Here is a 24,778-nt window from a genome sequence, read left to right as displayed (position 1 = left end):
CTTCTGCTCTGTGCGCCAAGTTACGTATTCTTTATCCATGCCTACACTTCCAGTCACAGAGCGCGAGATCGATGGATTTATTGCGGCGTTTGAAGGCTGCACGCTTCCCAAGGAAGAGTGGACTCATGCGGCGCATCTGCTGACGGGGGCCTGCTACGTGCACGTGATGGGACGGGAGCCTGCGCTGGACAGGATGCGTGAGTGTGTGCGCCGGTATAACGTCTCAGTGGGTGGAAAAAATACGGAGACGAGCGGATATCACGAGACCATCACGGTGATGTGGATCAGGCTTCTGGATGGGTTGCGGCAGGTGGCTGGACCGATGGAGCGGGCTGCGTTTGCCGCACTTGCCGTAGAGCGGTTCGAGCCACGCAGGGCGATCTTCCGTGAGTATTACGACTTCGATGTCGTTGGCTCGACGGAGGCCCGCTTGAGGTGGGTTGAGCCGACGCTGAAACCACTCGATTAAGACACGAACTGCAAAAATGAAGTGCGGTCCGGCTCTCTATAATCGGATTCGTTATGGCGACTGCACTTACTCCCGATCAAAAGATAGAGGCGCTGCGCGAGGAGCTTCGCCACCACGAGCATCTTTATTACGTGCTGGATGCTCCTGAGATATCGGACGCGGAGTATGACGCGCTGATGAACCGGCTGAAGAAGCTGGAAGAGGAACATCCCGAGCTGGTGGCGGCGGATTCGCCGTCGCAGCGCGTGGGTGGCAAGCCGCGCGAAGGGTTTGCGAAGGTGGGGCATTCGCGGCCAATGCTTTCGCTGGACAACGCTTATAGCGAGGAGGAGTTGCGTGCATGGGACCAGCGGGTGCGCGCGGGGCTTCCTGCGTCGGAGAAGGTCAGGTATGTCTGCGAACTAAAGCTGGATGGGTTGTCGATGGCGTTGCAGTACGGTGCGGGCGCGAAGGGGTCGGCACATCTGGAGCGCGGATTGACGCGCGGCGACGGTACGACGGGCGAAGATGTGACGACGAACGTGCGGACGATCCGCTCGGTGCCGCTGAGCGTTGCGGCGAAGAAGCTGGAGGCAGCGGGACTGCCGCAATCGTTTGAGGTGCGTGGCGAGGTGGTGCTGCCGCAGGCCGCGTTCGAGAAGATGAATGAAGACCGGGTTGCGGCAGGGATGGCTCCTGCGGTGAATCCGCGCAATGCTGCGGCGGGGACGATACGCACGCTGGAGCCGAACATCGTGGCGCAGCGGCGGCTGGATTTTTATGCCTACTTTCTTCTACGCGATGGGGAGACGCTGCTCGCGTCGCACACGGAGACCCTGGATGCGTTGCGGGCGGCGGGTTTCCGTGTCAACTCCCATGCAAAGACGGTTTCGAGTATCGATGAGGCGGTGAAGTTTATTGCGAAGGCCGAGCAGCTGCGCGAGACGCTGGGGTATGAGATCGACGGCGTGGTCATCAAGGTGGATGCGACGGCGCAGCAGCGACGGCTGGGGTTTACGGGCAAGGCGCCGCGATGGGCGATCGCGTATAAGTTTGCTGCCCGCGCGGCAGTGACGAAGCTGGAAGATGTTCTGTTTCAGGTGGGGCGTACGGGCAAGGTGACTCCTGTGGCAGCGCTGGAGCCGGTCTTTGTCGGCGGCACGACGGTGACTCGCGCGACGTTGCACAATGCCGACGAGATTGCGCGGCTTGGCGTGAAGATCGGTGACTATGTGAAGGTCGAGCGCGGCGGCGATGTGATTCCGAAGATCGTCGAGATTGTTTCGGACAAGGAACATCCGCGAGGCAAGAGAGAGATTGAGTTTCCGAAGAATTGTCCGGTGTGTGGAAGTGAGTTAATGCGCGTGGAGGGTGAGGTCGATTGGCGCTGCGTCAACAGCTCGTGCCCGGCGCGGGTCCGCGAAGAGCTGCTGCACTGGGCGGCGCGTGGCGTGATGAATATCGAAGGCCTGGGGGATGCAATGGTCGCGCAGTTGCTTGGCCAGAGCGCTGTGTTGGAGGAGGTAAATGCCCAGGTAGTCGATGAGGAAGAGGCTGCGCCCGTGGTGCCACGCACGGCCCTGATTCATACGATCGGCGATTTGTACCGGTTGACGCGTGAAGACCTGCTTGGGCTGGAGCGTGTAGGGGAGAAGACCGCGGATGCCCTGCTGGCTGAGATTGAGCGCTCAAAGAGAGCGGGGCTTGCGCGGGTTCTGCTTGGGTTGGGCATACGATTTGTCGGAGAGCGGACGGGACAACTGCTTGCGGAGCACTTTGGTTCGATGGCGGCGCTTGAGGCGGCTTCGGTGGAGGAGCTTGAGGCAGTGAATGAGGTTGGACCGAAGGTGGCGCAGGCGATTGTGGAGTTCTTTGCAGTAGAGAAGAACCGGCAACTGGTGAAGGACCTTGCGGCTCTTGGTTTGGAGATGACTGCCGAGAAGAGGGTGGTTGGCACGACGCTGGCAGGGATGACGTTTGTGCTGACGGGAACGCTGCCGACGCTTACGCGCGACGAGGCGAAGGCGAAGATCGAGGCCGCCGGAGGCAAGGTGTCGGGTTCGGTATCGAAGAAGACGAACTTTGTTGTAGCGGGTGAAGAGGCTGGCTCGAAGCTGGAGAAGGCAGAGCAGCTTGGCGTGAAGGTGCTGGATGAAGCCGGGCTGCTGGCGATACTGGGAGTGTGAGGTTCTTCGCTGCGCCGGCTTGATACGTTCCCCCCTTGCCGATGGGGCCGGCAAGGATGGGGCCGTAGGATGCCTGGAAAGGTGGGTGGTGCCTTCAGGCTGTGCGGTCGATGACGAGGATCGTGCAGTCGTCAAGCGGTGGAGCGTCTTTGGAGAACTGATTCATCGCGGCGAATGTTGTCTCGATGGGATTGCTGGATGCAAGCTGCATGGCGAGCTCGGCAGCTCCGAATGGAGTGCCTGCTGGATCCTCGGTTTCGGTGATGCCGTCGCTTAGGAGAACGAGCCGCGCGGCTGGTGGAAGCTTCAGGGCGATTGAGTGAAACTCTGCCGAAGAGAAGAGGCCTACGGGTAGATCGCCGCCGGTGATCTGCTGCGTGTTCCCGTCATGAAGGACGAGGTAGGGGAGGACATGGCCTCCGTTGACCAGCTCAATCTCGCCGGAGGGCCGGTAATGCAGGGCAAGCATCGTGACATATTTCTGTCCGGATATGCGGGAGCAGAGGAAGGTGTTAACGGTCGAGAAGGCATCGACGAGCGAGGCTGCGCCACGAATCTGCGCGTACATCATGCCTTGAATGATTGCGGCGAGCAGGGCCGCCGACATTCCTTTGCCGGAGACGTCGGCGACGATGGCGACGAAGCCTCCGCCGGCGACTTCGGGTACGGGGATGACGTCGTAGAAGTCGCCGCCGACCTCGGTGCACTGCACGGTGCGTGCGGCGATGGCGGCGTAAGGAAAGGCGGGTAGCTCGCTGGCGATGACGCTCTTCTGGATGGAGGCGGCGATGGCGAGTTCGTTGCGCATCAGGTCGGCGGCGCGCTCGGCCTGCACCATGCGCGCATTCTCCAGCAGGTTCGCAGCTTCGCTGGCGATGGCGTTGAGTATCTCGCGGCTGACACGGTTAAGGGTGCTGGTTCGCAGCCGGCTGTCGAGATAGAGCAGGCCGAGAAGCCGTTCAGAGTTGCGGCCACGCAGGGGGATTGCGATAACGCTGCGAAGCTCATGGGCCACGGCGCTCTCGCGGCCGATGGGCCTGCCGTCGCCGGAGACATCGCCGATGATGAACTCCTGCCCGCTTTGGGCGGCGTCCCGGACGATGGAGTGCGAGATCTTCGAGTCGTCGGCGAGCGGTTGTCCGTCGCTGGAGAGGCCACTGCAAAGTGTGAGCGATGCGGGGCTGTCACCGAGGAAGACGAAGCCGCGTTCGGCGCCGGTGAGGCGAAGTGTGTACTCGATCATGGTTGCGAGGACGTCGTCGAGGACGCGCGTGCTGTTGAAGCTCTGCGCCGCCTGGAGAAAGAGGGAGAGCTTTTCGAGTTCAGTGCCGGTAGGCGCGGCGGAGATGCGACTGAGCAAAGCGCGGGCAGAGGGATGCTCTTCTTCGATGTCGAAGATGAGCACGACGCCGGAGGCCCCAAGCTGAATGCGATCGCCTGGGTTGAGGCGGGTACGCTCCTCCTTGCGCAGGCCGTTGACGAGCGTGCCCTGACTACTGCCGGAGTCCTGTATGAAATAGCCTTCGGCATCATATTGAACGATGGCGTGCTGGCGGGAGACCTGCGCGTTGGCAAGGACGAGATTGCGGTCGGTCTGGCGGCCGATGGTGAAGGGTACGGAGTCGACGGCGACGGTGCGTGAAACGGCGCCGTCGTGGATGACCAGCCGTGCCTGGGGTCGTAGAGCTTCCATGATGCGTCCTTGCTGGAAGGTGCCCGGTGTGATGGAGCTGCCCTGCGTGAACGAGGGAAGTCTAACACTGAGGGTTTCCCTGCCCAGCGGCAGGTGGCGGCTCTTCCCGATTTATGGCAATTGGCGTTGACTCAGGCGTTGCGGTGTGTGATAGCATCCGTGTCTCGACCGGCAGGCAGGCGCATTGGCGCCGTATCAAAGGCCGGTGCAGATGAGTGTGTGGGGTGCCTCCATTGCAGGGATGGAATGGCAGACCGACGGTGCCGGTGAAGGAAAACCGGCAGACAAGACCGGCGCGACCGTGCCGTCGCAAGTTTTCTGCGCCAAATGAGTGGCGCAGAAAGATATTCAAAAGCCAACAGATAAGCGACCGAGGCTTTGTGCGGACGGAGTGCGCGTTGTGGAGTGACGCCCCGTCATGCGCGCCTCGGGATACAACATCAGTCTGGACAGCGGGAGGACGGGTACGGTGATGAGGGTCTATTCAGGAAACGATATTCGCAACGTTGCCGTAGTTGGCCACGCGCATTGCGGGAAGACGTCGTTGATCTCTGCGATGCTTCATGCAGCCAAGATGACGCCGGAGCTGGGGCGTGTGGAAGACGGTACCGCCGTCACGGCGTATGACGAAGAGGAGGTGGCGCGGCAGACGACGATGTCGAATGCCGTGGCATTTGCGGAATGGAGCGGCGTCAAGGTGAACATGGTGGATACGCCGGGCTTCCATATGTTTGTGCACGAAGCGCGTGCCGCCATGATGCCGGTCGAGTCGGCGCTGGTTGTTGTGAACGCGTGTTCGGGAGTGGAGACGATGACGGACCGCGTGTGGAAGTATGCGACCGAGGTTGCGCTTCCGCGAGCGATTGTCGTGAACCAGGTGGACCACCCCAAGGCCGATAGCCGCATCGGCCGTCAGCAGATGGTCGAGGCCATGCAGGCGAGATGGGGCAGACAGGTCATCCCGATCGAGCTGCCGATTGTGGACGATAAGGGCTTTCATGGCGTGGTGGATCTGGTGACGATGAAGGCCTACCTGTATCAGCCAAACGGCAATGGGCGGGGCGAGGTGGGTGCTATTCCGCACGCTCTGGAAGCGGATGCGAAGCAGGCCCATGAGGCGCTGGTCGAGCTGGTGGCCGAAGGGAAGGATGAGCTGATGGAAGAGTTCTTCAGGGAGGGAACGATCCCTGAGGAGCATCTGATTGCTGCACTGCACGAGGCAATTCGCGAAGACAGAATCTTCCCGGTGCTATATACCAGCGGGCTGCGCAATGTCGGTACGGACCATCTGCTGGACTTTCTGAGAACGTATGCGCCGACGCCGGTGGAACGTGTGCCGATTGCAGCCAGGGCGGCGCGAACGGGGCCGTCGAACGGTAATGGGGAGGCAAAGGCCGGCGATGGATTGGCTGCGCTTGCACACGAAGAGATTGTGATGCGCCAAATGGACGACAAGGAGCCGCTGGCGCTCTATGTCTACAAGACGATGACGGACCCGTTCGCGGGAAGGATCTCGTTCTTCAAGGTAGTAAGCGGCGTGGTGAAAAACGATATGACGGTGCAGAACTTCAACCGGCACGAGGCGGAGCGGCTCGCCCACCTTTCTGTCATGCAGGGGAGAAAGCCCGCGGAGATCCAGGAGTTGCATGCAGGCGATCTTGGCGCGGTGCCGAAGTTGCGCTCGACGCTGAGCGGCGACACGCTGGGCGACCGCCAGCATGAGATCTTTCTCGATGCAGTTGTGGTGCCTGAGCCGGTGATGACGTATGCCATCGAACCGAAGTCGCGCGCGGATGAGGACAAGCTGGCGCCAGCGCTGCATAAGCTGATGGAAGAAGACACGATGGTGCGTTTCTATCGCGATCCGCAGACGAATGAGTTCCTTGTCGCTGGATCGGGGCAAACGCATATCGAAGCGCTGGTCTCGAAGCTGAAGAAGCGGTATCACACCGAGGTTACGCTGAAGGCTCCGAAGGTCCCCTACCGCGAGACGATTCGTGGGAGGGCCGAAGCGCAGGGCAAGCACAAGAAGCAGACGGGCGGGCACGGCCAGTTTGGAGACTGCAAGATTCGCATGGAACCGCTGCCGCGCGGAAGCGGGATTGTGTTCGAGAACGACATCTTCGGCGGCGCGATTCCGCGGCAGTTCGTTCCTGCGGTCGAGAAGGGAATCCAGGAGTCGGCGGGAAGAGGGTATCTGGCGGGGTATCCAGTGGTGGACTTCAAGGTGACTGTCTTTGACGGGAGCTATCACGATGTGGATTCGAGCGAGATGTCGTTCAAGCTGGCCGCGAGGATCGCATTTCGCAAGTGCATGGAGCAGGCGAAGCCCGCTCTATTGGAGCCGGTGATGCGTGTCGAAATTGAAGCGCCCGACGAGTTTGCCGGATCGCTGATGGCTGACCTGAACGGCCGCCGCGGACGGGTACAGGGGATGGAGAGTGCTGGTACGGGCACGGTCGTGAAGGCCGAGGTGCCGATGGCCGAGATGCTCAACTACGGGGCGACGCTGACTTCGATCACGCAGGGGCGAGGAAGCTTCAGGATGGATATGGACCATTACGATGTGGTGCCACAGCAGCTCTCGGAGAAGATCCTCGCGCATGCCAAGAGGCCTGCAGGAGATGAGGGCGAAGAGTAAGGTCTGGATGAAACTGGTTTGTGCGGTCTCGTGAAGATCTCGCGCTTATCGCGATGGCTGGTTATTTCCTGGGCATGAAGGACGCCACCGCCGTTCGATCGGCGGACTACGACTGTTGACAGAGCACGGGGCTGTAGAACACGCAATTTGAAGCGAGAAACAGGAGGAACTATGTCCAGCTCCATCATTGACAGTGTTATGGATTTTATTGGGCCCCAGGTATCGAGCGCGCTCGCCTCACAGATGGGTGAATCGAGCGAGACCATTCAACGCGGGTTGCAGGGCGGTGCTGCTGCAATGCTATCGGGACTGGTATCGAAGGCGGATGAGCCTGGCTTTATCGGCCAGCTCTTCGGCATGTTGACGAACCCGGCGACGACAGGCGCTCTTTCGGGGTTGGTCTCGAACCCGGCCTCGGCTGTTACAGGTGCCGGTGCAGCTTCGCCGCTTGGGGACCTGGGCGGCAAGTTTCTTGCGCTGATCTTTGGATCGCGCATGGGAGCGGTGACCGATGCGATTGGCCAGTTCTCAGGGCTCGGAGCAAGTAAGGCAGGTTCGCTGCTCAGTATGGGCGCTCCTCTGGTACTGGGAGGGCTAAGCAGGTTCGTTCAAGACAACAATGCAAGTCCGGCAAGCCTGGTTAGCTCGCTGAAGAACGAATCCCCCAAGCTGCAAGAGCTTTTGCCTGCGGGGTTCCGTACTCTGTTTGCAGGTGGGATCCCAAGTCTTTCGACAGCCGTTCCTGCGCAGGCGGCTGCAACAACGAACAAGTGGCTGTGGCCGGTTGTGATTCTTGCCGCACTATTGCTGGGAATCCTCTGGTTCTTCAACCGCAAGGAGCCATCGAAAGAGACGATGCAGGATGCCGCCAATACAGCTTCGTCGGCGATGTCTGCTCTTGGGGATTTTTTCAAGACGAAGCTGCCGAACGGTGTGGAATTGAATATCCCGCAGTTCGGCGTGGAGAACAAGCTGCTTGCGTTCATTCAGGACAGTTCGAAGCAGGTTGACAGCACAACGTGGTTCAACTTCGACCGGCTGACCTTCGACACGGGGAAGGCAACACTACAGGCGTCTTCAGAAGAGCAGTTGAACAACATCGCTGAGATTCTTAGGGCGTATCCAAACGTAAATTTGAAGCTTGGCGGATATACGGACAATACGGGCGACCCTGCGGCAAACATGGCTCTTTCGACGGCCCGGGCCAAAAATGTCATGGATGCTTTGGTGGCGAAGGGTATCGATGCTTCGCGGCTCGCCTCAGAGGGTTATGGCGACCAGTATCCCGTGGGCGACAACTCGACGGAGGAGGGTAGGCAGCAGAATCGAAGGATTGCGCTGCGCGTAACGCAGAAGTAGGCAAAGAACAAGATAGCGTAACGGCCGGCGAGCCTGGAGCGTGCTGGCCGTTTCTGCTGGAAACGGCTGGGTTGCGCAGCGCCGGCCTGGCTCCGCATCCAACGCTAGCGAGAAATTGCGCATCCCAGACTGAAGAAGAGCGGTGGGATGGCAGTTGCTATTCGTCGTTTGATGTGTGGCGGGATAAAGAATAAACAAAAGCGATTACGCGCTATGAACGAACGTCGAGACTCTGCAAATGCCCAGAGCCCGTGGCTGGAGCGCCTGCGAGCGCTCCGCAACGTGCCGCCCGTTCTGCGCATTCTATGGGACTCCGGTCCGTGGGTGGTTACGTGGGGTTTGATCTTACGACTCTTTGTTGCGGTACTGCCGTTTGGTATTGCAAAGGTTGCGCAATACATCCTGAATGATGTCGCCGCTGTACTGCACGGAGAGAAGCTGGGCCAGAACTTTTGGTACCTGGTAGCCGCAGAGGTGGCGTTGAATGTTGCTCTCGGCCTGTTGATGAGGGCGATCGACTACACAGATGCGTTGCTCGCGAACCGTTACACGCAGCTTGTCAGCGTACGCGTGATGGATCAGGCCGCGCGGCTCGACCTGACGACGTATGAAGACCCGGCCTTCTATGACCGTCTGGAGAGAGCGCGGGGACAGGCCACGGATCGGCTGGTCATGATCCAGCAGATGGGTCGCCTGATACAGCAGGTGATTACGACGGCCGCATTCTCCGCCGCGCTGGCATGGGCTTCGCCGTGGCTGGTGCTACTGCTACTGGTGGGAGTGCTGCCTTCGTTTCTGGGGGAAACGCACTTTGCGTTTCTTGGATACGCGAAGAACTTTCGCCAGACCACAGCCAAGCGGCAGATGGATTATCTGCGACAGGTTGCAGGAAGCCGCGATGGCGCAAAAGAGGTCAAGCTCTTCGGGCTTCATGGCTTCTTTACGAATCGCTTCAAGGCGCTTGCGGACCAGATCTATCGCGAGGATGTGAAGTTGGCACGCTCGAAGCTGTTGCTGGGCGGGTTGCTGGGCATTGTCGGCACGCTGGGCTACTACGGAGCGTACATCTATGTGATCTGGCGCACGCTTGGCGGACGCTATGACATCGGCCAGTTCTACTTCCTGACGACTGCGATCCAGCAAGCCAGCTCGAATCTACAGCAGGTGTTTTCAACGGCATCCGGTATCGCCGACCAGGCGCTCTTCCTGACGGACCTGCTTGCTTTTTTTGAGATGGAACCGACTGTGAATGCCAACCCGCAAGGGCGCCGCTTCCCGGCGCGTATCGAAACGGGCTTTGAGTTTCGCAACGTCTCATTTGCGTATCCCGGGACAACGCGACGTGTGTTGAAGGACTTCAATATGGTGTTGCGACCCGGGGAGCGCATTGCTCTGATTGGGGAGAACGGCCAGGGCAAGACGACGGTCGTGAAGCTGATTACGCGTCTGTACGATCCGACAGAGGGCCAGATTTTTCTGGATGGAATCGACCTGCGTGAGTATGCGCTTGAAGACCTGCATCGGAACATCGGTGTGATCTTTCAGGACTTTGTGCGCTTTGAGATGACGGCGCGGGAGAATATCGCGATTGGCCGCGTGGACAAACCGCACACGGCTTTGGATCTGGAGTCGGCTGCGCAGAAGAGTCTGGCCGATACGGTGATTGAGAAACTCTCTGGAGGCTACGACCAGATGCTGGGACGCCGGTTTGAAGGCGGCGTTGAACTTTCAGGCGGAGAGTGGCAGAAGATCGCCTTGGCGCGCGCGTATCTGCGCGATGCAGAGTTGCTGATATTGGACGAGCCCACAGCGGCTCTCGATGCGCGCAGCGAGCTTGAGGTCTTCGAACGGTTCGCGGAGTTGACGGAAGGGAAGATGGCGCTGTTGATTTCGCACCGCTTCTCGACCGTGAGGATGGTCGATCGTATTGTGGTTCTATTGGGTGGCCGGCTGATTGAAGAGGGAAATCACCAACAACTGATGGCGGCCGGTGGAATCTATGCCGGCATGTTTGAGATGCAGGCGGCCAGTTATCGATAAGCCGTTGGGACACAGTGCGCGATTGAGCGCTCGATTGTGTGCACGAGGAAAGATGGGATAGATGGCTTTGTCCGAAGATATGCACGTCTCGTCGTTGACGGCCCCAATACTGGATACGCCGTCGGCGGGTTTGCCGGAGGAGCCTACGGCGAACGAGGCAGAGCTGCGCGGCGCGGCAGATGCGCTGGCGCGCGAGTTACGCCGGGAATTGCCAGGCAGTGGAGAGGAAAATCTCAGAAGGTATCTGGAAGGTCTGCGCACACGATTGAAAGAAGCAGCCCCGCGATGGAAGCTGGGTACCTCGGTCACGGAGCTTACACCGAAGCTCGAGTTGGTTGAGAGCTTGCGTATGTTTGAAGCGACAGTGCCGCGCTGTGATGGAGGTAACGAGATTTACCGCGAGGTCCCTTTCGCGAATCTCGCACCAGCGGGCAGTCTTCCTCAGATCGTGCATATTGCGGGAAGCTATCTGGCGTGTGCGGACGGTATCTGGTCGCGAAGGTCGCTCTCGATCTTTGTGGAGCAGTTGCAAAAGCATGACCCGCTACTATTGCGCGAGATACAACTGTTGCCCGATGCACTGCGACTGGCTCAGTTGGAGTTCATCCTCAATCGAGCCGACACGGTATTTGCCGCCGGCGAGCTGCCGCCAGTTGAGCGGTCTCCTTTCTCTGCGTCGATTCATAGTTTGCGGCGTATGAGCCAGACAGAGTGGCGCGAGATACTTGAGCCGTTGATTGCATTCGATGCCGTGCTTCGACAAGATCCGGTCGGCGTGTACGGGGCGATGGAAGAGGACACGCGCGGATTCTATCGTTCGCGCATTTCCGAGCTGGCGCGTCATGCGGATACGAGCGAGCTGCAGACGGCGCAGATTGCACTGGAGCTGGCCCAGGCGGCTTCGCGCATTGACCATGGCGATGCGCGCATGGCGCGGAGGAAGTCGCATGTTGGCTACTACCTCGTTGCCGATGGCGTGCGCGAACTGAAGGCCCGTATCGGTTTTCGTCCACCGATGGTTGAAAGGCTGAGGGACATTGTCCGCAGTTACAACGAAGAGTTCTACATCCTTGGGACGTTCGTTCTTGCGCTGCTGCTGATTACCGCGATGATCCTCCCCTTGGTTCCGCACCATGAGTTCTGGCCGGTGATGGCAGCCTTGCTGCTTGCTCTGCTGCCTGCGACACAGGGCGCAGTCGACCTGGTTAACGGGACGGTTTCAGCGTTGATGAAGACCGAGTCGCTTCCGAAGCTGGACTTCTCAAAGGGTATTCCACAGGACTCGGCAACTCTTGTGGTAGTGCCGACGCTGTTGCTGAATGAGCGGCAGGTGCAGGACCTGCTGGATGAATTGGAGTCGCGCTTTCTTTGCAATCAGGATCCCAACCTGCACTTCGCTCTCCTGACGGACCTGCCGGATGCGACGGCACGTCCTCTCGATCCCGACGAAGGCCCGCTTGTGGACTTCGCCGCTCGCGCTATTGACGCGCTGAATGTGAAGTATGCAAAGCATAAGGGAGGTTCGTTTCTGCTGCTGCACAGACACCGTGCCTTCAACGCAAGGCAAGGCGTGTGGATGGGATGGGAACGGAAGCGAGGTAAACTGCTGGACCTGAATAAGCTGCTGCTTGGCGAGTGGGACAGTTTCCCGAGGAAGGTTGGTCCGCTCGGCGTTCTGGCGCGGATCTGTTACATCATCACCCTGGACTCAGACACGCAGCTTCCCTGGGGCGCAGCGGCGCGGATGGTGGGAACGATGGCGCATCCACTGAACCGCGCTATTATTCATCCCCGGCTGCGTATTGTGACAGCAGGTTACGGCATTTTGCAACCTCGTGTCGGGGTGAGCGTGTCGTCCGCATCGCGTTCGAGACTGGCCGCGCTGTACTCAGGCGAGACAGGGTTCGATGTCTATGCGCGCGCGGTGTCCGATGCATATCAGGACCTGTTTGGCGAAGGCATATTTACTGGCAAGGGCATTTATGACCTCAACGCGTTCCATCACGTCCTGAATCACAGGTTTCCGCGAAACGCGCTGCTGTCTCACGATCTGATCGAGGGTGCTTATGCCCGTGCGGGGCTTGTCTCGGACATTGAAGTGATTGACGATTATCCGTCGCACTATTCTGCGCACACGCGGCGCAAGCATCGCTGGCTGCGGGGCGACTGGCAGATATTGCGGTGGCTGTTCAGCGCAGTGCCCGATGAGTTTGGCCGCATTGCGCCAAACCCGATTAGCACCATCTCGCGATGGAAGATTCTCGACAATCTTCGCAGAAGCCTGATTGAACCTGTCACTTTCCTGTTGTTCGTCTTCGGATGGTTTTTTCTTCCAGGCGGCGCGCTCTACTGGACGGTGACGGTACTGATTCTTGTGCTGCTGCCGGGAATCATTCAGATGGGTTTCAACATGGTCCGCGCGCTTGTAAGCAGAAGTCTGGCCTCGGTTCGCGACGCCTTCGCGACGCTGTTCTCATCGCTCGGCATTACGTTGCTGAACCTGATCTTCTTGCCGCATCACATGATGCTTTCGCTGGATGCGATCATTCGCTCGCTCAATCGCACGTATCTGTCGGGACGGAATCTATTGGACTGGGAGACGGCGGCGCAGTCGGAAGCGGGCGGAACTCGCGGGTCGCTGGATACTTATCTGAAGCTGTCGCCTGTGATTGCTTTGACCATCGCCATGGGTTTGAGCCTCGCACGGCCGCAGGCGTTGTTTGCGGCTTTTCCTGTACTGATATTGTGGGCGCTGGCGCCGGCCGTTATCTCCTGGCTCAATTCGCTTCCCCGTTCTGAGGAAGGGCCTTTGAAGACTTCGGAGCGGGAGTTTCTTGAACGTCAGGCGTTGCTTATATGGCGTTACTTTGCTGAGTTTGGCGGGCCAAAAAATCACTGGTTGATTCCCGACAACGTGGAGGAGAAAGACAGGCTGGAGGTGAGGAAGTTGTCACCCACGAACCTTGGAATGCTTCTGAATGCTCGTCAGGCGGCGTGCGATTTTGGCTTTATCCATGCTGATGAATTTGCCGCTGCGACCCTGGGGACTCTGGACACTTATGATCGTTTGGAGAAGCAGCGCGGCCATATCTACAACTGGTATGACATCGAGAGGCTGGAGGCGATCTCGCCGAAGACCGTGTCGGCAGTGGATAGCGGGAATCTTGCTGCGTCGTTTTATTCTCTGCATGCAGGTGCGCTGGAGCTATTGAAGCTGCCGCTTGTGAGTGAAGAAGCCCTGAACCGTCAAATCGCGGAAACGAAGACAGTGCGCGAGGGAAGCTGGGTTGACGATGAACGCCAGCGCATTCGCGAGCGATTCCGTGAGTTTGTCGAGGCGTATATCCCATGGTTATTGCCGCGTTTCAGCATGTTACTAGTGCACAGTGCGATGGTAGGACTCCATAAAGTCCCAGCCTTAGTTGAGGCTGTCAGGTTTGTTGACGATCTGGACCGAAGACTTGCCGGGCTAAGCGAAGAGCAGATCGTCGACCTCAATCATGCGAAGTTAGCGGCAGAGCTTGGTTCGCTGCTTCCCGAGGCCAGGGAACGACTTGCGAAGCTGGTGGCGGATATCAAGGATATTGCAGCGCGTGCATACCTCTGTGCCGACGAGATGCAGTATGGTTTTCTGCTGGTGAAATCGCGCAAACTGCTTTCCATTGGCTATGACGGTGTGACTGGCGAGTTGTATGACGCGTGTTACGACCTGCTGGCATCCGAGGCACGCATGGCGTCTTTTCTTGCAGTGGCGAAAGGCGATATCAATCAGGAGTCCTGGTTCCGTCTGGACCGGTCGCATGTGCTGGTGAAAGGTCGCGAGTGCCTGGTCTCGTGGACAGGCACGATGTTCGAGTACATGATGCCCGCGTTGTGGATGCGGATGTATCCGAATACGCTGATTACAAGGGCGCTTGAATCGGCTGTGCGGATACAGCGCGATCATGTAAGGCGCATCCCGTGGGGGATATCGGAGTCGGGCTTCGCGAAGACGGATGCGGTTGGACGCTATGGATATCACGCATGGGGCATCCCAAAACTGGCGTTGAAATATGGCGCTGAAGATGGGCCCGTCATTTCACCTTATTCGACATTTTTGGCGTTGCCCTTGTTGCGCAATGCGGCGATTGAAAATCTGCGCAGCATGGTAGCAATGGGCTGGAGTGGAGACTATGGATTGTATGAAGCAGCCGACTATACGGAGGGCAGCGAGCCGCGCATCGTGCGATCGTGGATGGCGCATCATCAGGGAATGAGCTTGCTCGCACTGGCAAATCTGCTGAGAGGGAGCTGCTTCCAAAGATGGTTCCATGCGAATGCTATTGTTCGAGCGTCAGAATTGCTGCTGCATGAGAAACCGCTGAGCAAGCTGTCTTCTGAGGCTCTCAAGGAGCCAGCGGTTGTGCAGAGTGCTACCGATGAATCTGCGCAAGTGAAGGTTGCATAGGTTTCAGTCAGATATTCAGTAGCTGCGGAAGCCGGCGAGTTTCATCGCATTCGCCGCTTCAGGATTCTGCATGAAGGTCTTCCAGACGAAGCCCGTGCGCAGGTTCTCTGCCATCAGCAGGCTGATGCCAAGGTCAATGCCTAGAACATCTGCGTCGTACCAGGAGAGGCTTGGATGGAGGGCATCGCAAGGCCCATACCGGCCCCATGCATATTCTCCATACTTGTCTTTGAGTGAGCGCAGAACGCGCAGGCAGTCTCGTGTGAGAAAGGGAAGCGAGCCTGCGGTGGCGCACGGAACGACAGAACCGTCGATGGGGCCCATCAGCGGCGGTCCTCCCCACGCGGTATAGCCGTGCATCCAATCGGACGCCGTGAGACCCCAGTAGTCTTCGGTGTATCCCCGATTGAGACTGAGGCAGAACGCCTTGTGTGCGCGAACAGCCGTGACGGAGTTGTTGAAGTAGTCGGCGAAGGCATCGCGCTTGCGATAGAAGTCGAACCATGCGTGAGAGTAGAGATGAATAAAGAGAGGATCATGTCCGCTGATGAAGTTGAAGCTGCTAAAGCGCACACGCGGACGCGAAAAGCTGCTCCAGGATGATGGGTCAATGGGGTGAGTGGGGGAGCCGATGGCCAGCAGATACAGCATCATCATTTCGGCATAGTGGTCCCAGCGCTGTGTAAGAAATCCCGTGGCTGGAAGCCAACCCAGTGCAAACGTCTTTCCACCGTTCAGCATCCATGGCCAGTCAATGCGGTTATAGATCTGCGTAGCGAGATCGGCGATCTTCGGGTCTTTGAAGTGTGCTCTGCAGGTGAGAATGCCGCACAGAAGAATGGCGGTGTCGATGGGCGAGACCTCTATGTTGAGCAGAGGCAGGCCGGTTTTTACGTCGTTGAAATGGTAGTAGAAGCCATGTTCGGTAGGCATGGGCCTGAGATGAAACTGAAGCGTGGCAAGTACTCGTCGGCGAATGCGGTCGGCAGGAAGATAGCGTCTGCTGTCGGCAATGCAGAGTGCCGTGAGGCCAAAGCCTGTGGCTGCAATGCTTGAGACGAACCGGGAGTCCATCTGACCGTTGCCGGTGCGATTGTTCGCGCGGTCGAGCACCTGACCGGTGGAGGGGTCGGCCTGCTCGTAAAAGTAGAGGCAGGCCTGACGTTCCATCTCTTCAAGAAATGCAGTGTCAGCAGCATTGAGTGCGGCCGGCTGCGGTTCAGCCAACGCGATGCGGCTTGTGAGGGAAGGTGCGCCAATGCCGGAGAGCAACGTCCCGGCAAGCAAACGGGTGGCGTTGCGCCGTGTTATCTGATGTGCTGGACGGGCTTTCATATAGAAGCCGCCATAGAGAGTTGGAGACGAGCCAGCAATGGAGTTTATCGCGCCTTCGGGTTGAAGAAAGTGATAAGAACGAGTCCCTGAGGTGGAACCTGAACGGTTACGCGGGAATCTTTGAGCATCATCTGCTCAGGTGGAGCAGGCTCGCCCGCTTTGCGCAGATCGGCGATCTGTTTTCGTGAAGGAAAAGGAGGGCGGCCCATCGCGTCATAAGCCTTGATCACGTTTCCGTGATCCTCATCGAGACGAAGGATGGTGGCGCCTGCGTTGGCTGAAATGCCTGCTACCTGAAGCGCAAAGGTCTTCGAGAGACCCCGGCTGGCGGGCGGCGGAGTGTATGAAGCACCTGTTCCGTCTGGTGGAGCATAGTTCCAGAGAGCGACTACAACTGCCCCATCAGATCGGCGCGTTGCCAGTGCGGATTCGGAGGCGAGAGGCAGACGGCGATCTCCCAGTTGGTGGAGCATGAAGAACGCATTATAGGCAGGCTTGGGGATGTGATCTTCTGCAAGGAGTCCGAATCCCCCATAGAAGGGCGATCTTACGATGCCCTGTTCCTCAAAGACATCGGAGAAGGTCCAGTAGCTCATCGATTCCGTCAGACCGTCGCATTGGCTGATTGTCGCAGCCAGCCAGGGGCCCATGTAAATGGAGTCTGTAACGTTGGGCTCGTTGGCGTAGCTGGCGTTGTACTCGCTGAAGATGAGAGGAGTCGATGGCAGCGGGGAAGCGGCAATCTCATCGTGAACTTTGCGAACAGCACGGCAGACCATGCGATCGCGAGGGATCGTTTCGTCAGTATGAAAGACATCCTTGGCTGTGTCATTGGCATAGACGTGGCTTGAAGCGAAGTCGACGGGAATATTTTTCTCTTTGCAGTGACGAAGAAAATCGCCGGTCCAGGCGGCCTGTGCCGTTGCCGGGCCACCCACACGAAGTCGACGGTTCACCTTTTTGAGTGTGAGCGCGGTGTGGTCGTAGAGTTCGAAGTAAGTTGCCTTGGCAGGTTTTCCGGCCCAGAAGTCGATGTTGGGCTCGTTCCATACTTCAAAATTCCAATGTGAGACCTCATCGAGGCCATAGCGATCGATCAGATGTTGAGCGAAGGCCGCAATCATTGCATCCCAGTCGGCGTAGTCTTTGGGAGGTGAGACGTTTTGTTTGTACCAGAAGGGGTGAAGGGCGTTCGGGTCGGATGCCAGCTTCTTCGGCATGAAGCTAAGCTCGACAAACGGCCGAACGCCGTTGTCCAGCAGGCCGTCGTAGATCTGGTCGATATACGAGAAGTTGTAGATGCCAGTATTTTCTGCTGAGGCAGCATTCGCGTTCTTCATCTGCGCAAACTGAATGGGCTTTCGGCCGGGGTCGTAGAGTCCAACATCGTCCATGAAGATGCCGTGAAAGCGTACGGACTGGATGGCCGTGATTTGTCTTACCGCGCGAAGGTCGGTCCGGTAGCTGTCGCGCAAAGAAAGGATGGCGCGGCCTGACCCGAAGACGGTCTCCCAGTAATGTGGAAAGGGGGTTCCTTGAGCGCGGGCATCGATCTTCAGCGTTTCACCGGCAGCCTGGTGGCCGGGATGTGTCTGCGCGCCAACTGTGCCTGCGAGTGCGAAGATGGCGGCCGTTGTCACATGAACCAACGATGGGATTCTTTGTTTCTTTGGCGGGCTGATCATGACGGGGTGTCGTCTCCAGGGCAATTTCGCGTCTGAGATGTATTGAGAGTTGGATGCGTATTTTGGCCATGAATGTAGCCGCTGACGAGGAGGTTGAGCTCCATTTGATAGAACGAAACGGTTACTTCGCGGTCTTCCGCGGAGGAGGAGCCGCAGTCGATTCCCGTACCACCAGCTCGGGTTCTATCTTTACAAGGCTCGGGAGGTGTTCTCCCGCTAGCTTCTGCAGGAGCATCTGCGCCGCCATGCTCCCCATTTTCTGCAGAGGCTGACGGATGGTCGTAAGACTGGGGACCTGGTATGCGGCTGACTGAATATCGTCGAAGCCGACGACGGAGACATCGTGCGGGACGCGAAGGCCTGCTTCGTGCAGCGCGCGGATGGTTCCCATTGCAGAGACGTCGTTGAAGCAAAGTACAGCGGTAAAAGGCTGGCCGCTTTCGATCAGCCGCCGGATTCCGGGATAGCTGATCTCCGGCGAATGCGAATCTTTGGAGAGATAGATCATCAACTCCTCGTGGACCTCGATGCCGAGCTTCTTCGCCGTTCTGAGAGTCGCAGACCATCGAGTATCGGAGTCGGAGCTGAATGGCTGGCCGTGCATAAAGGCTATCTTGCAATGGCCGAGATCACGAAGGTGCTTGAGCGATAGCTGCGCTCCGAGAGTTTCATCCAGCAGGACGTTAGAGATGCCCGGCAAGGTCGTATGCCCGGCAACCGTAACTGTTGGCAACGCTGGTGGCGCTTCGAGGCGGGTATCGATGGCGATAATGCCGTCTACGCCCCGCAATCGGAAAAGATCGGGATAGGCAGCGATCAGGTCGCTGCGATGGCGATGGTGAACGGTGAAATAAAAGTAGTCTTCGCGCATCAGCAGATCGCCGACGCCTGAGAGTACCTGGGAGTGATAACCCTCTCCCAGTTCAGGCAGCAGGATGCCGACGGTCTGCATGCGCTTGCCCTGCAAGGAACGGGCGATCATGCTGGGCTGATAGTTGAATTTCTTTGCTGCCGCCCGAACTCGATCGCGGGTGGCCTCAGGAATGGACCGCCCCGGAGTATTGTTCAAAACAAACGATACGGTCGAGGGGCTGAGGCCGAGGTGTTCCCCCAGCATTTTGAGGCTGACATGACGTGGACGCGCTGGCGGCTTGAAAGGCTTCTTCATCGAGAAATTACTGATAGATCAAAAGCGTTCTTTAATTTTAAGAGTAACAAGATGACGAACCGATGAGATAGAAAATTAGGTGGCGGGAGGATAATACGTTGTGTTCTCTCGTGGGCCTGTCCCCCAGAGAATTGGAGATAAATGTCGTCGCTATCGAAATGGTACTAACAATAGACAAACGTTTGTCTTAGTATAATAACAACTGAGAGAGTCCGGATGTGCCATGGAAGGAGAGAGACATCTTGAGAGGTCGTGCTTCTATGCATTGCTGTCTGCGTTCTCTTCATCTTTTATTGTGCGGCGTTGCTGCCGGTAGTTTCATTAGGGTTGGTCTCGTTTGGCCTGATAGGCTCAAAGTCGTCGAACCAGGATGCTTCCATCCCTGGGTTTTTTGAGGGTGATCTCATGAGGTCTTTCCGGCTGACAGGAAGTGTCCTTCTTCGTCGTTGTGGAGCAATGGGTTTGCTCTTTCTCGTTACGGCAGCCGCGTTGCCGCAGGCGTCCGTACCGCAGAAGCCTGTTCCTGCTATCGACCGGGACCTGATGGAGATTACAGTCCCTGGGCTGCACAAGCTGTATGCGCAGCATCGCTATACGGTCACTCAGGTGACACAGTGGTATCTCGACCGGATGGCGCGTTATGACGGCACCTATCGCGCGATGCTCTATATCGATGCCAAGGGCGCTTTGGCTCGTGCAGCAGAGGAAGATGCTGAATCCGCTTCAGCAAAGCATGGCCTGCTGTGGGGCGTTCCGATTGTGATTAAGGCCAATACCAGCGTAAAGGGCTGGCTGACAAGCGCAGGATGGGCGGGATACACCCTTGAGGGGAAGGAGCTTATTTCGCCGCGCGATGCTCTGGTGGTCGAACGTCTGCGCGCGGCGGGAGCAGTCCTGCTGGGGCAGACGAACATGCCCGACTTCGCCGCCAGCGACACAAACATCAGCACCGCCGGTGGACGCACCGGCGATGCGTATGACGTGCGCTTCTCTCCGGGAGGATCGTCCGGCGGGACGGCTACTGCCGTGGCCGCAAACTTTGCAGTGCTGGGCACGGGTACCGATACGGCGAATTCCATTCGACAGCCTGCGGCGAACAACAGCCTGGTGGGAATACTGCCGACGCGGGGACTGACAAGCATCGCCGGCATTCATCCGCTCGACTGGCTGCGCGACAACACCGGGCCGCTGGCGCGTGACGTAACAAGCGCGGCAATTGCTCTTGAAGTGATGCAGGCCGAGGATCCGCTCGATGCCTGGACGAAGGGATCGGCGGTGAAGGCTGAAACCGGGCCGTACACAAGATATCTCAAGGCCAATGCGCTGAAAGGCAAGCGCTTTGCGGTGCCGTGGTTCATCCTTGAAGGATCGCCGTTGGTTTACGGCAATGGGCCAGACGCTCCTCCGCTGGCAGGTGGCGTGGTGCCGGAGACGCGCGCCGCGCTGATGAAGGCGATCGAGCAGATGCGCGCTGCGGGAGCGACAGTCATCATCGACAAGGAGGTGCTGCCGGAGAGCTTCTTCATCACTGCGCGCCGCATGGTCACGCGCCCCTACCGTCGCGAAGGGGTCGATCTGTTTCTGCACAACTTTGGCCCGTCTTCGTATCACTCGGTAGCAGAGTATGAGGCCGCGACAGGCAAAGCGTTTCCCGCATTCATGGTTGGCGGAATACGTCCGGGGCAGGACGCAGGCAATGCAATGACGCAACGAGCGATCGAGACCGATACGGAGAGCGAGAAGAACTACTACGGGCCCCAGCGTGAGGCGCTCGCTATCTATGAGGAGACGCTGAAGAAGTGGCGGCTCGACGGCTTCGTCTATCCGGCGTTGCAGATTCCCACGTATGACGAGACGCTGCCGGGAGCATCGAAGGCCGGCCCCTACAGCGAGACAGGGTGGGTGAATCGCATTGGCGTTCCGGCGGTGTCGGTTCCGGGTGGGTTCTACGCGAACGGGCTCCCGTTTGGGCTTGAGATCTCAGGCAGGCGGTGGCGCGATGGCGATCTGATTGGATATGCCTACGCCTATCAGCAGGCGACGCATAATCGACGCCTGCCAGCGCTGGTTGCCTCGTCAAACTGATAGCTTATCAGTGGGTCAGCGGCCGTCCCGCGAGCTTCGATGTCAATGCACCCTGGTCGACTGCGAGTTCCCCATTGACGGTCAAGTAGCGCACGCCGGTGGCAAGTACACGAGGCGACTCGTAGGTCGACTTGTCTACGAAGGTTTTGGGGTCGAAGGCCAGCACATCGGCGAAATATCCGTTCTTTAGCAGACCGCGATCTTTGAGACGCAGCGTCTGCGCAGGCAGCGATGTGCTCGAACGCACTGCGGCCTCAAGCGTGATGACATGCCGTGTGTAGACGTACTCGTGGAATTTGCGCGGGAACGTGCCGTATTTGCGCGGATGTCCTTCGGAGCCGTCGGAGCACGTCATCACCCAGGGTTGTTGCATGAATGCATCGATGTCGCTCTCCTTCATGTTGAAGGAGGCAACCCCCGATCCGCCAGCTTTGACGATCTCGATGGCGGCGTCGATAGGCGACTCGCTTCGGTCCTTCGCAATCTGCGCCAGCGTCTTGCCGAGGATGCTCTTGTCTTTTGAGTCGGTCATCAGCAAGGAGTCCGCGCCGCCACGCCGCTCAAGGTTTCGCGTCATCTCGCTTACCAGGCGGGCGTGAACGGCAGGGTCGATGATGTTCTTCTGGAGCGCGCCATCGGCCTCGGCCCATCGCGGCACCAACGACGCTGTAACGCTTGTACCCGAGGCGGTGTAGGGATACTGGCTTGCCGTGATGTCCACGCCTTGCTGGCGGGCGTTGTTGATGATGCGAATGACATCTGTGCTCTGTCCCCAGACATCGACTCCCAGGGCTTTGATGTGCGAGATCATGACGGGCAGATGCGCCTCTTGCCCGATGCGGATCGTCTCGCGCACTGCCCCTTGAAGGCCGATGTTGTACGAGCTCTCGTCGCGCATGTGGGTGTCGTAGATGCCGCCGTGTGCCGCTGCTACCTTCGCCAGTTCGATGACCTCTTCGGTGGTCGAGTAACTGCCCGGCGCATAGTAGAGGCCGGTTGAGATGCCGATCGCTCCCTGTTGCATCGCAGTATCGACGAGATGCTTCATCGGCACTATCTGCCCGGCGGTGGGCTTGCCGTCGGACATCTTCATTACCTGGCCACGTACCGTTCCCTGGCCGATGAAGAGCGCTGCGTTGGTGCCAATGCCCTGGCGCTTCCATCGGTCGAGTGTGGCGCCGATTTCGCGCGGGCTCTCGCCGTCGTTTCCTGTGACGACGGTGGTGACACCCTGCATCAGGTAGGCGTCGTTGCGGCTGCGTTTGGGGTCGCTGAGATCGCCTGCTGTGTGCGTGTGCGGGTCGATGAAGCCAGGGGTTACGACAAGTCCGGTTGCGTCGATGACACGCTTCGCGTGGCGGCCTGCGCCGTTGCCGACGAGAACGATGCGGTCGCCGGCTATTCCTATGTCGGCGGCCCTCGCGGGCGAACCTGTGCCGTCGACGACGGAGCCTCCACGAATCAGCAGGTCAAGTTCCTGCGCGGTGGCGTAAGGCAAAGGCAGAAGCAGCAGTGCGGCGGCGAAGATACGAAGACGGATCAATGTTGTTGCTCCTTAGAGAGTGTCAGGAGATGGCGGCGGAAGAAATCGGCCTCAGCGGCATAGGCTGCCACCCATGAACGATGCAGCAGGAAGCCGTGAATCTCGTCGGGGAAGACGAGCTGTTCGTACTCGACGCCATGTTTCGTCAGTTCGCGTGAGAGCGATACTGTCTGCGAAAAAGGCACATTGCGGTCGTCGTCACCCTGAATCAGCAACACGGGCGATCGCCACGTCGACATATACGCCATGGGCGAAGACTCCCATGCGGTCTTCAATGTTCGCGCATCGGCCTCGGGGGCGTGCGAGGGCTTCCAACTCGAAGGACGCAGCCACTGATGGACGCCGTGCATGTCGACTCCGGCAGCGAAGATGTCCGACGATCGCGCAAGGGCAAGAGCGGTCATAAAGCCGCCGTAGCTTCCTCCCCATACGCCGATGCAAGCCGGATCAACGTCGGTGCGGCTGCGCAGATATTTTCCAGCGCCGAGAATGTCGTTGTACTCGCTGGCGCCGTCGCGGCCGTAGTGTTCGGCCTCGCGGAAGTCGAGTCCATACCCGATACCGCTCCGGTAGTTGACCGACAGAACGATGTAGCCCTGGCTCGCGAGGTACTGGTTCATGGCATAGGCGTTCGAGTAGTAGCCCATGGTGTGGAAGCCGAGCAGCATCTGCCGCCGCGATCCGCCATGAAAGAAGACAGCCGCGGGATGTCGTTTGCCGTCGCGTGCATTCGCAGGTAGAAAGAGCTGGCCGTGAATCTCAAGACCGTCTGCTGCTCGAAACAACACCTGCTCAGGAGCGACAAACCTTGCTCCAGGGTAGTCGGCAGGAACCAGTTCGGGGGCAAGATCGTTAATCTTTCCGCTTGCGGCAAGCACGGCGGGACGCAGCGGCGTGTGGGCGTCAGAGCGAAGCATCACAGTGGCTGAGCCGTCATCGATGGGAGAGACTTCAATGCCTGCGCCGCTGGTCAACGCTTTGGGCAGTCCGCTGCCCGATGCCGGCGTGCGCCATAGATGCCGCCGGTCAATGTCGCCCTGATTCGAGGCGTAAAGAACTTCGCGGCCGTTGCGTGTGAGGCGCATATCTTCGACTTCAAATTCGCCCGGCGTCAACAGTTGCGCTTTGCCACCTGTCGCTGCAACGGAGTAGAGATGCAGCCAGCCCTCAGCCTCCCACGGAAAGATCAGAAAGCCATCGGCGCTCCATAGCAACTGGGCGCCGCCGGCGCTCTCATGAAATGCACTGCCTCTGCCTTCAGCGGCAGTCCAGACGGCCTTGCCCTGTCCCGTGGAGGCATCGGCGACATGGATCGACCACGGCGGCGCCGTTCTGCGGTTGAAGGGCGAGCCCTCGGGCCGTCCGGGGACGCGAATAAATGCGATCTGCCTGCTGTCGGGCGACCACGCGGGGTCGGTGTCGTCCGCAGTGCTTGGTTCGAGATATTGCAGCCCCTTTGAAGCCACGTCGTATACGCCAATAAAGCCGTGGTCGCCACGGTCGCTGACAAAGGCCAGCGCGTGCCCGTCGGGAGACCATGCGAGCGATGTAATCTCGCCGCGAGCGTGAAACATCAGTTGGGCCTTGGGCGCGTCAGATGCAAGTCCGGCCGACCATACCTGTCCGTGCGACAGGTATGCGACCTGGTCGCCCTTCGGCGACACCGCAGGCGAGTAGCCTTCGCCCAATTTGTGCGGCTCTCCGCCGGTCGCGGCGACGATCAAAATGTTTTGTGAGACTCCTCCGGCGAGGTGTTCGGGATTGGGGTCCGGTCTGCCGAGGAACTCCGAATCTCCGCCGCGTACATAGACGATGTGCGAGCCGTCCGGCGTCCACGCGATGTCGTACATCTCCTGGCCATCGTCGGAGTCGTAGGCTGTGAGCCGCTTCACCTCATATCGTCCGGCGGCGTTGCGCGTCCCGGTCCAGAGATTGCGATGCCCCTGCTCGTCCTCCATCCAGGCAAGCGTGCCGGGTTTGGGGCCTGAAGTCAGGTTGGAGGCAAAGGGCGCGCTGAGGGCCTGCTCGATTGTGAAGCTCTGTCCCAGCCCGGACTGAGATGCCAGAAACGTGAGTGCCGCCATGCAGAGAGTAAGCCTGCGCGTCATACCGCTCCTCGAAGTGAGATTATTCTTCGCTAAACAGTAT

The 24,778-nt window shown here is 58.9% G+C and carries 13 protein-coding genes; 7 read left to right on the top strand and 6 right to left on the bottom strand.

What is annotated here, in order from left to right; translation table 11 throughout:
- The first annotated feature begins 37 nt into the window (after positions 1–37).
- Together JSS95_14555 and ligA are read left to right on the top strand one after the other, a co-directional pair.
- Positions 38–469 (top strand): hypothetical protein, encoded by a 432-nt coding sequence (locus JSS95_14555; protein MBS1801032.1) that lies wholly within the window; start codon positions 38–40, stop codon positions 467–469.
- A 53-nt stretch (positions 470–522) separates the two neighbouring features.
- Positions 523–2,634 (top strand): NAD-dependent DNA ligase LigA, encoded by a 2,112-nt coding sequence (ligA, locus tag JSS95_14550; protein ID MBS1801031.1) that lies wholly within the window; start codon positions 523–525, stop codon positions 2,632–2,634.
- A 94-nt stretch (positions 2,635–2,728) separates the two neighbouring features.
- Here ligA and JSS95_14545 read toward each other — a convergent pair whose 3' ends face one another.
- A complete protein-coding gene (locus tag JSS95_14545) occupies positions 2,729–4,327 on the bottom strand; it encodes a SpoIIE family protein phosphatase (protein ID MBS1801030.1) in 1,599 nt (532 codons plus the stop codon).
- 472 nt (positions 4,328–4,799) lie between these two features.
- Between JSS95_14545 and JSS95_14540 the strand changes: the two genes are divergently transcribed.
- From JSS95_14540 to JSS95_14525, 4 genes are all read left to right on the top strand, one after another.
- Entirely contained in the window at positions 4,800–6,968 is a 2,169-nt protein-coding gene (locus JSS95_14540; protein ID MBS1801029.1) for an elongation factor G, read from the top strand.
- Between the two features lie 171 nt (positions 6,969–7,139).
- Positions 7,140–8,327, top strand: coding sequence for an OmpA family protein (locus JSS95_14535; GenBank protein ID MBS1801028.1), 1,188 nt, complete (start codon positions 7,140–7,142; stop codon positions 8,325–8,327).
- A gap of 213 nt (positions 8,328–8,540) precedes the next feature.
- Positions 8,541–10,367 (top strand): ABC transporter ATP-binding protein, encoded by a 1,827-nt coding sequence (locus tag JSS95_14530; GenBank protein MBS1801027.1) that lies wholly within the window; start codon positions 8,541–8,543, stop codon positions 10,365–10,367.
- Positions 10,368–10,428: 61 nt separating this feature from the next.
- On the top strand, positions 10,429–14,814 hold the full coding sequence (locus JSS95_14525; GenBank protein MBS1801026.1) for a glycosyl transferase: 4,386 nt from the start codon (positions 10,429–10,431) through the stop codon (positions 14,812–14,814).
- A 15-nt stretch (positions 14,815–14,829) separates the two neighbouring features.
- On the opposite strand, the gene JSS95_14520 is transcribed toward JSS95_14525, so the two are convergent.
- From JSS95_14520 to JSS95_14510, 3 genes are all read right to left on the bottom strand, one after another.
- Positions 14,830–16,149, bottom strand: coding sequence for a hypothetical protein (locus JSS95_14520; protein MBS1801025.1), 1,320 nt, complete (start codon positions 16,147–16,149; stop codon positions 14,830–14,832).
- 44 nt (positions 16,150–16,193) lie between these two features.
- On the bottom strand, positions 16,194–17,834 hold the full coding sequence (locus JSS95_14515) for a glycosyl hydrolase family 39 (protein ID MBS1801024.1): 1,641 nt from the start codon (positions 17,832–17,834) through the stop codon (positions 16,194–16,196).
- Positions 17,835–17,955: 121 nt separating this feature from the next.
- Positions 17,956–18,951, bottom strand: coding sequence for a LacI family DNA-binding transcriptional regulator (locus tag JSS95_14510; GenBank protein MBS1801023.1), 996 nt, complete (start codon positions 18,949–18,951; stop codon positions 17,956–17,958).
- A 507-nt stretch (positions 18,952–19,458) separates the two neighbouring features.
- Here JSS95_14510 and JSS95_14505 point away from each other — a divergent pair.
- A complete protein-coding gene (locus tag JSS95_14505) occupies positions 19,459–21,087 on the top strand; it encodes an amidase (GenBank protein MBS1801022.1) in 1,629 nt (542 codons plus the stop codon).
- A 7-nt stretch (positions 21,088–21,094) separates the two neighbouring features.
- Here the strand turns inward: JSS95_14505 and JSS95_14500 are convergent, their stop codons facing one another.
- Both JSS95_14500 and JSS95_14495 read right to left on the bottom strand, forming a co-directional pair.
- Complete coding sequence (locus JSS95_14500) at positions 21,095–22,630, bottom strand: amidohydrolase family protein (protein ID MBS1801021.1); 1,536 nt, start codon at positions 22,628–22,630, stop codon at positions 21,095–21,097.
- Positions 22,627–24,738, bottom strand: a complete 2,112-nt coding sequence (locus tag JSS95_14495; GenBank protein MBS1801020.1) for a S9 family peptidase — start codon at positions 24,736–24,738, stop codon at positions 22,627–22,629. Before JSS95_14495 ends, JSS95_14500 begins: the two co-directional genes overlap by 4 nt.
- Positions 24,739–24,778 lie beyond the last annotated feature (40 nt).

The sequence above is a fragment of the Acidobacteriota bacterium genome (assembly GCA_018268895.1).
Taxonomy (GTDB): Bacteria; Acidobacteriota; Terriglobia; order Terriglobales; family Acidobacteriaceae; genus Edaphobacter.
This window is presented reverse-complemented; position numbering and strand designations above follow the sequence as displayed.

Excerpts from the sequence above, each read along its gene's own strand:
- JSS95_14525 (MBS1801026.1), top strand. The coding sequence starts at position 10,429 with ATGGCTTTGTCCGAAGATATGCACGTCTCGTCGTTGACGGCCCCAATA.
- JSS95_14535 (MBS1801028.1), top strand. The coding sequence starts at position 7,140 with ATGTCCAGCTCCATCATTGACAGTGTTATGGATTTTATTGGGCCCCAG.
- JSS95_14540 (MBS1801029.1), top strand. The coding sequence starts at position 4,800 with ATGAGGGTCTATTCAGGAAACGATATTCGCAACGTTGCCGTAGTTGGC.
- JSS95_14505 (MBS1801022.1), top strand. The coding sequence starts at position 19,459 with ATGGGTTTGCTCTTTCTCGTTACGGCAGCCGCGTTGCCGCAGGCGTCC.
- JSS95_14545 (MBS1801030.1), bottom strand. The coding sequence starts at position 4,327 with ATGGAAGCTCTACGACCCCAGGCACGGCTGGTCATCCACGACGGCGCC.
- JSS95_14510 (MBS1801023.1), bottom strand. The coding sequence starts at position 18,951 with ATGCTGGGGGAACACCTCGGCCTCAGCCCCTCGACCGTATCGTTTGTT.
- JSS95_14520 (MBS1801025.1), bottom strand. The coding sequence starts at position 16,149 with ATGAAAGCCCGTCCAGCACATCAGATAACACGGCGCAACGCCACCCGT.
- JSS95_14555 (MBS1801032.1), top strand. The coding sequence starts at position 38 with ATGCCTACACTTCCAGTCACAGAGCGCGAGATCGATGGATTTATTGCG.
- JSS95_14515 (MBS1801024.1), bottom strand. The coding sequence starts at position 17,834 with ATGATCAGCCCGCCAAAGAAACAAAGAATCCCATCGTTGGTTCATGTG.
- ligA (MBS1801031.1), top strand. The coding sequence starts at position 523 with ATGGCGACTGCACTTACTCCCGATCAAAAGATAGAGGCGCTGCGCGAG.
- JSS95_14495 (MBS1801020.1), bottom strand. The coding sequence starts at position 24,738 with ATGACGCGCAGGCTTACTCTCTGCATGGCGGCACTCACGTTTCTGGCA.
- JSS95_14530 (MBS1801027.1), top strand. The coding sequence starts at position 8,541 with ATGAACGAACGTCGAGACTCTGCAAATGCCCAGAGCCCGTGGCTGGAG.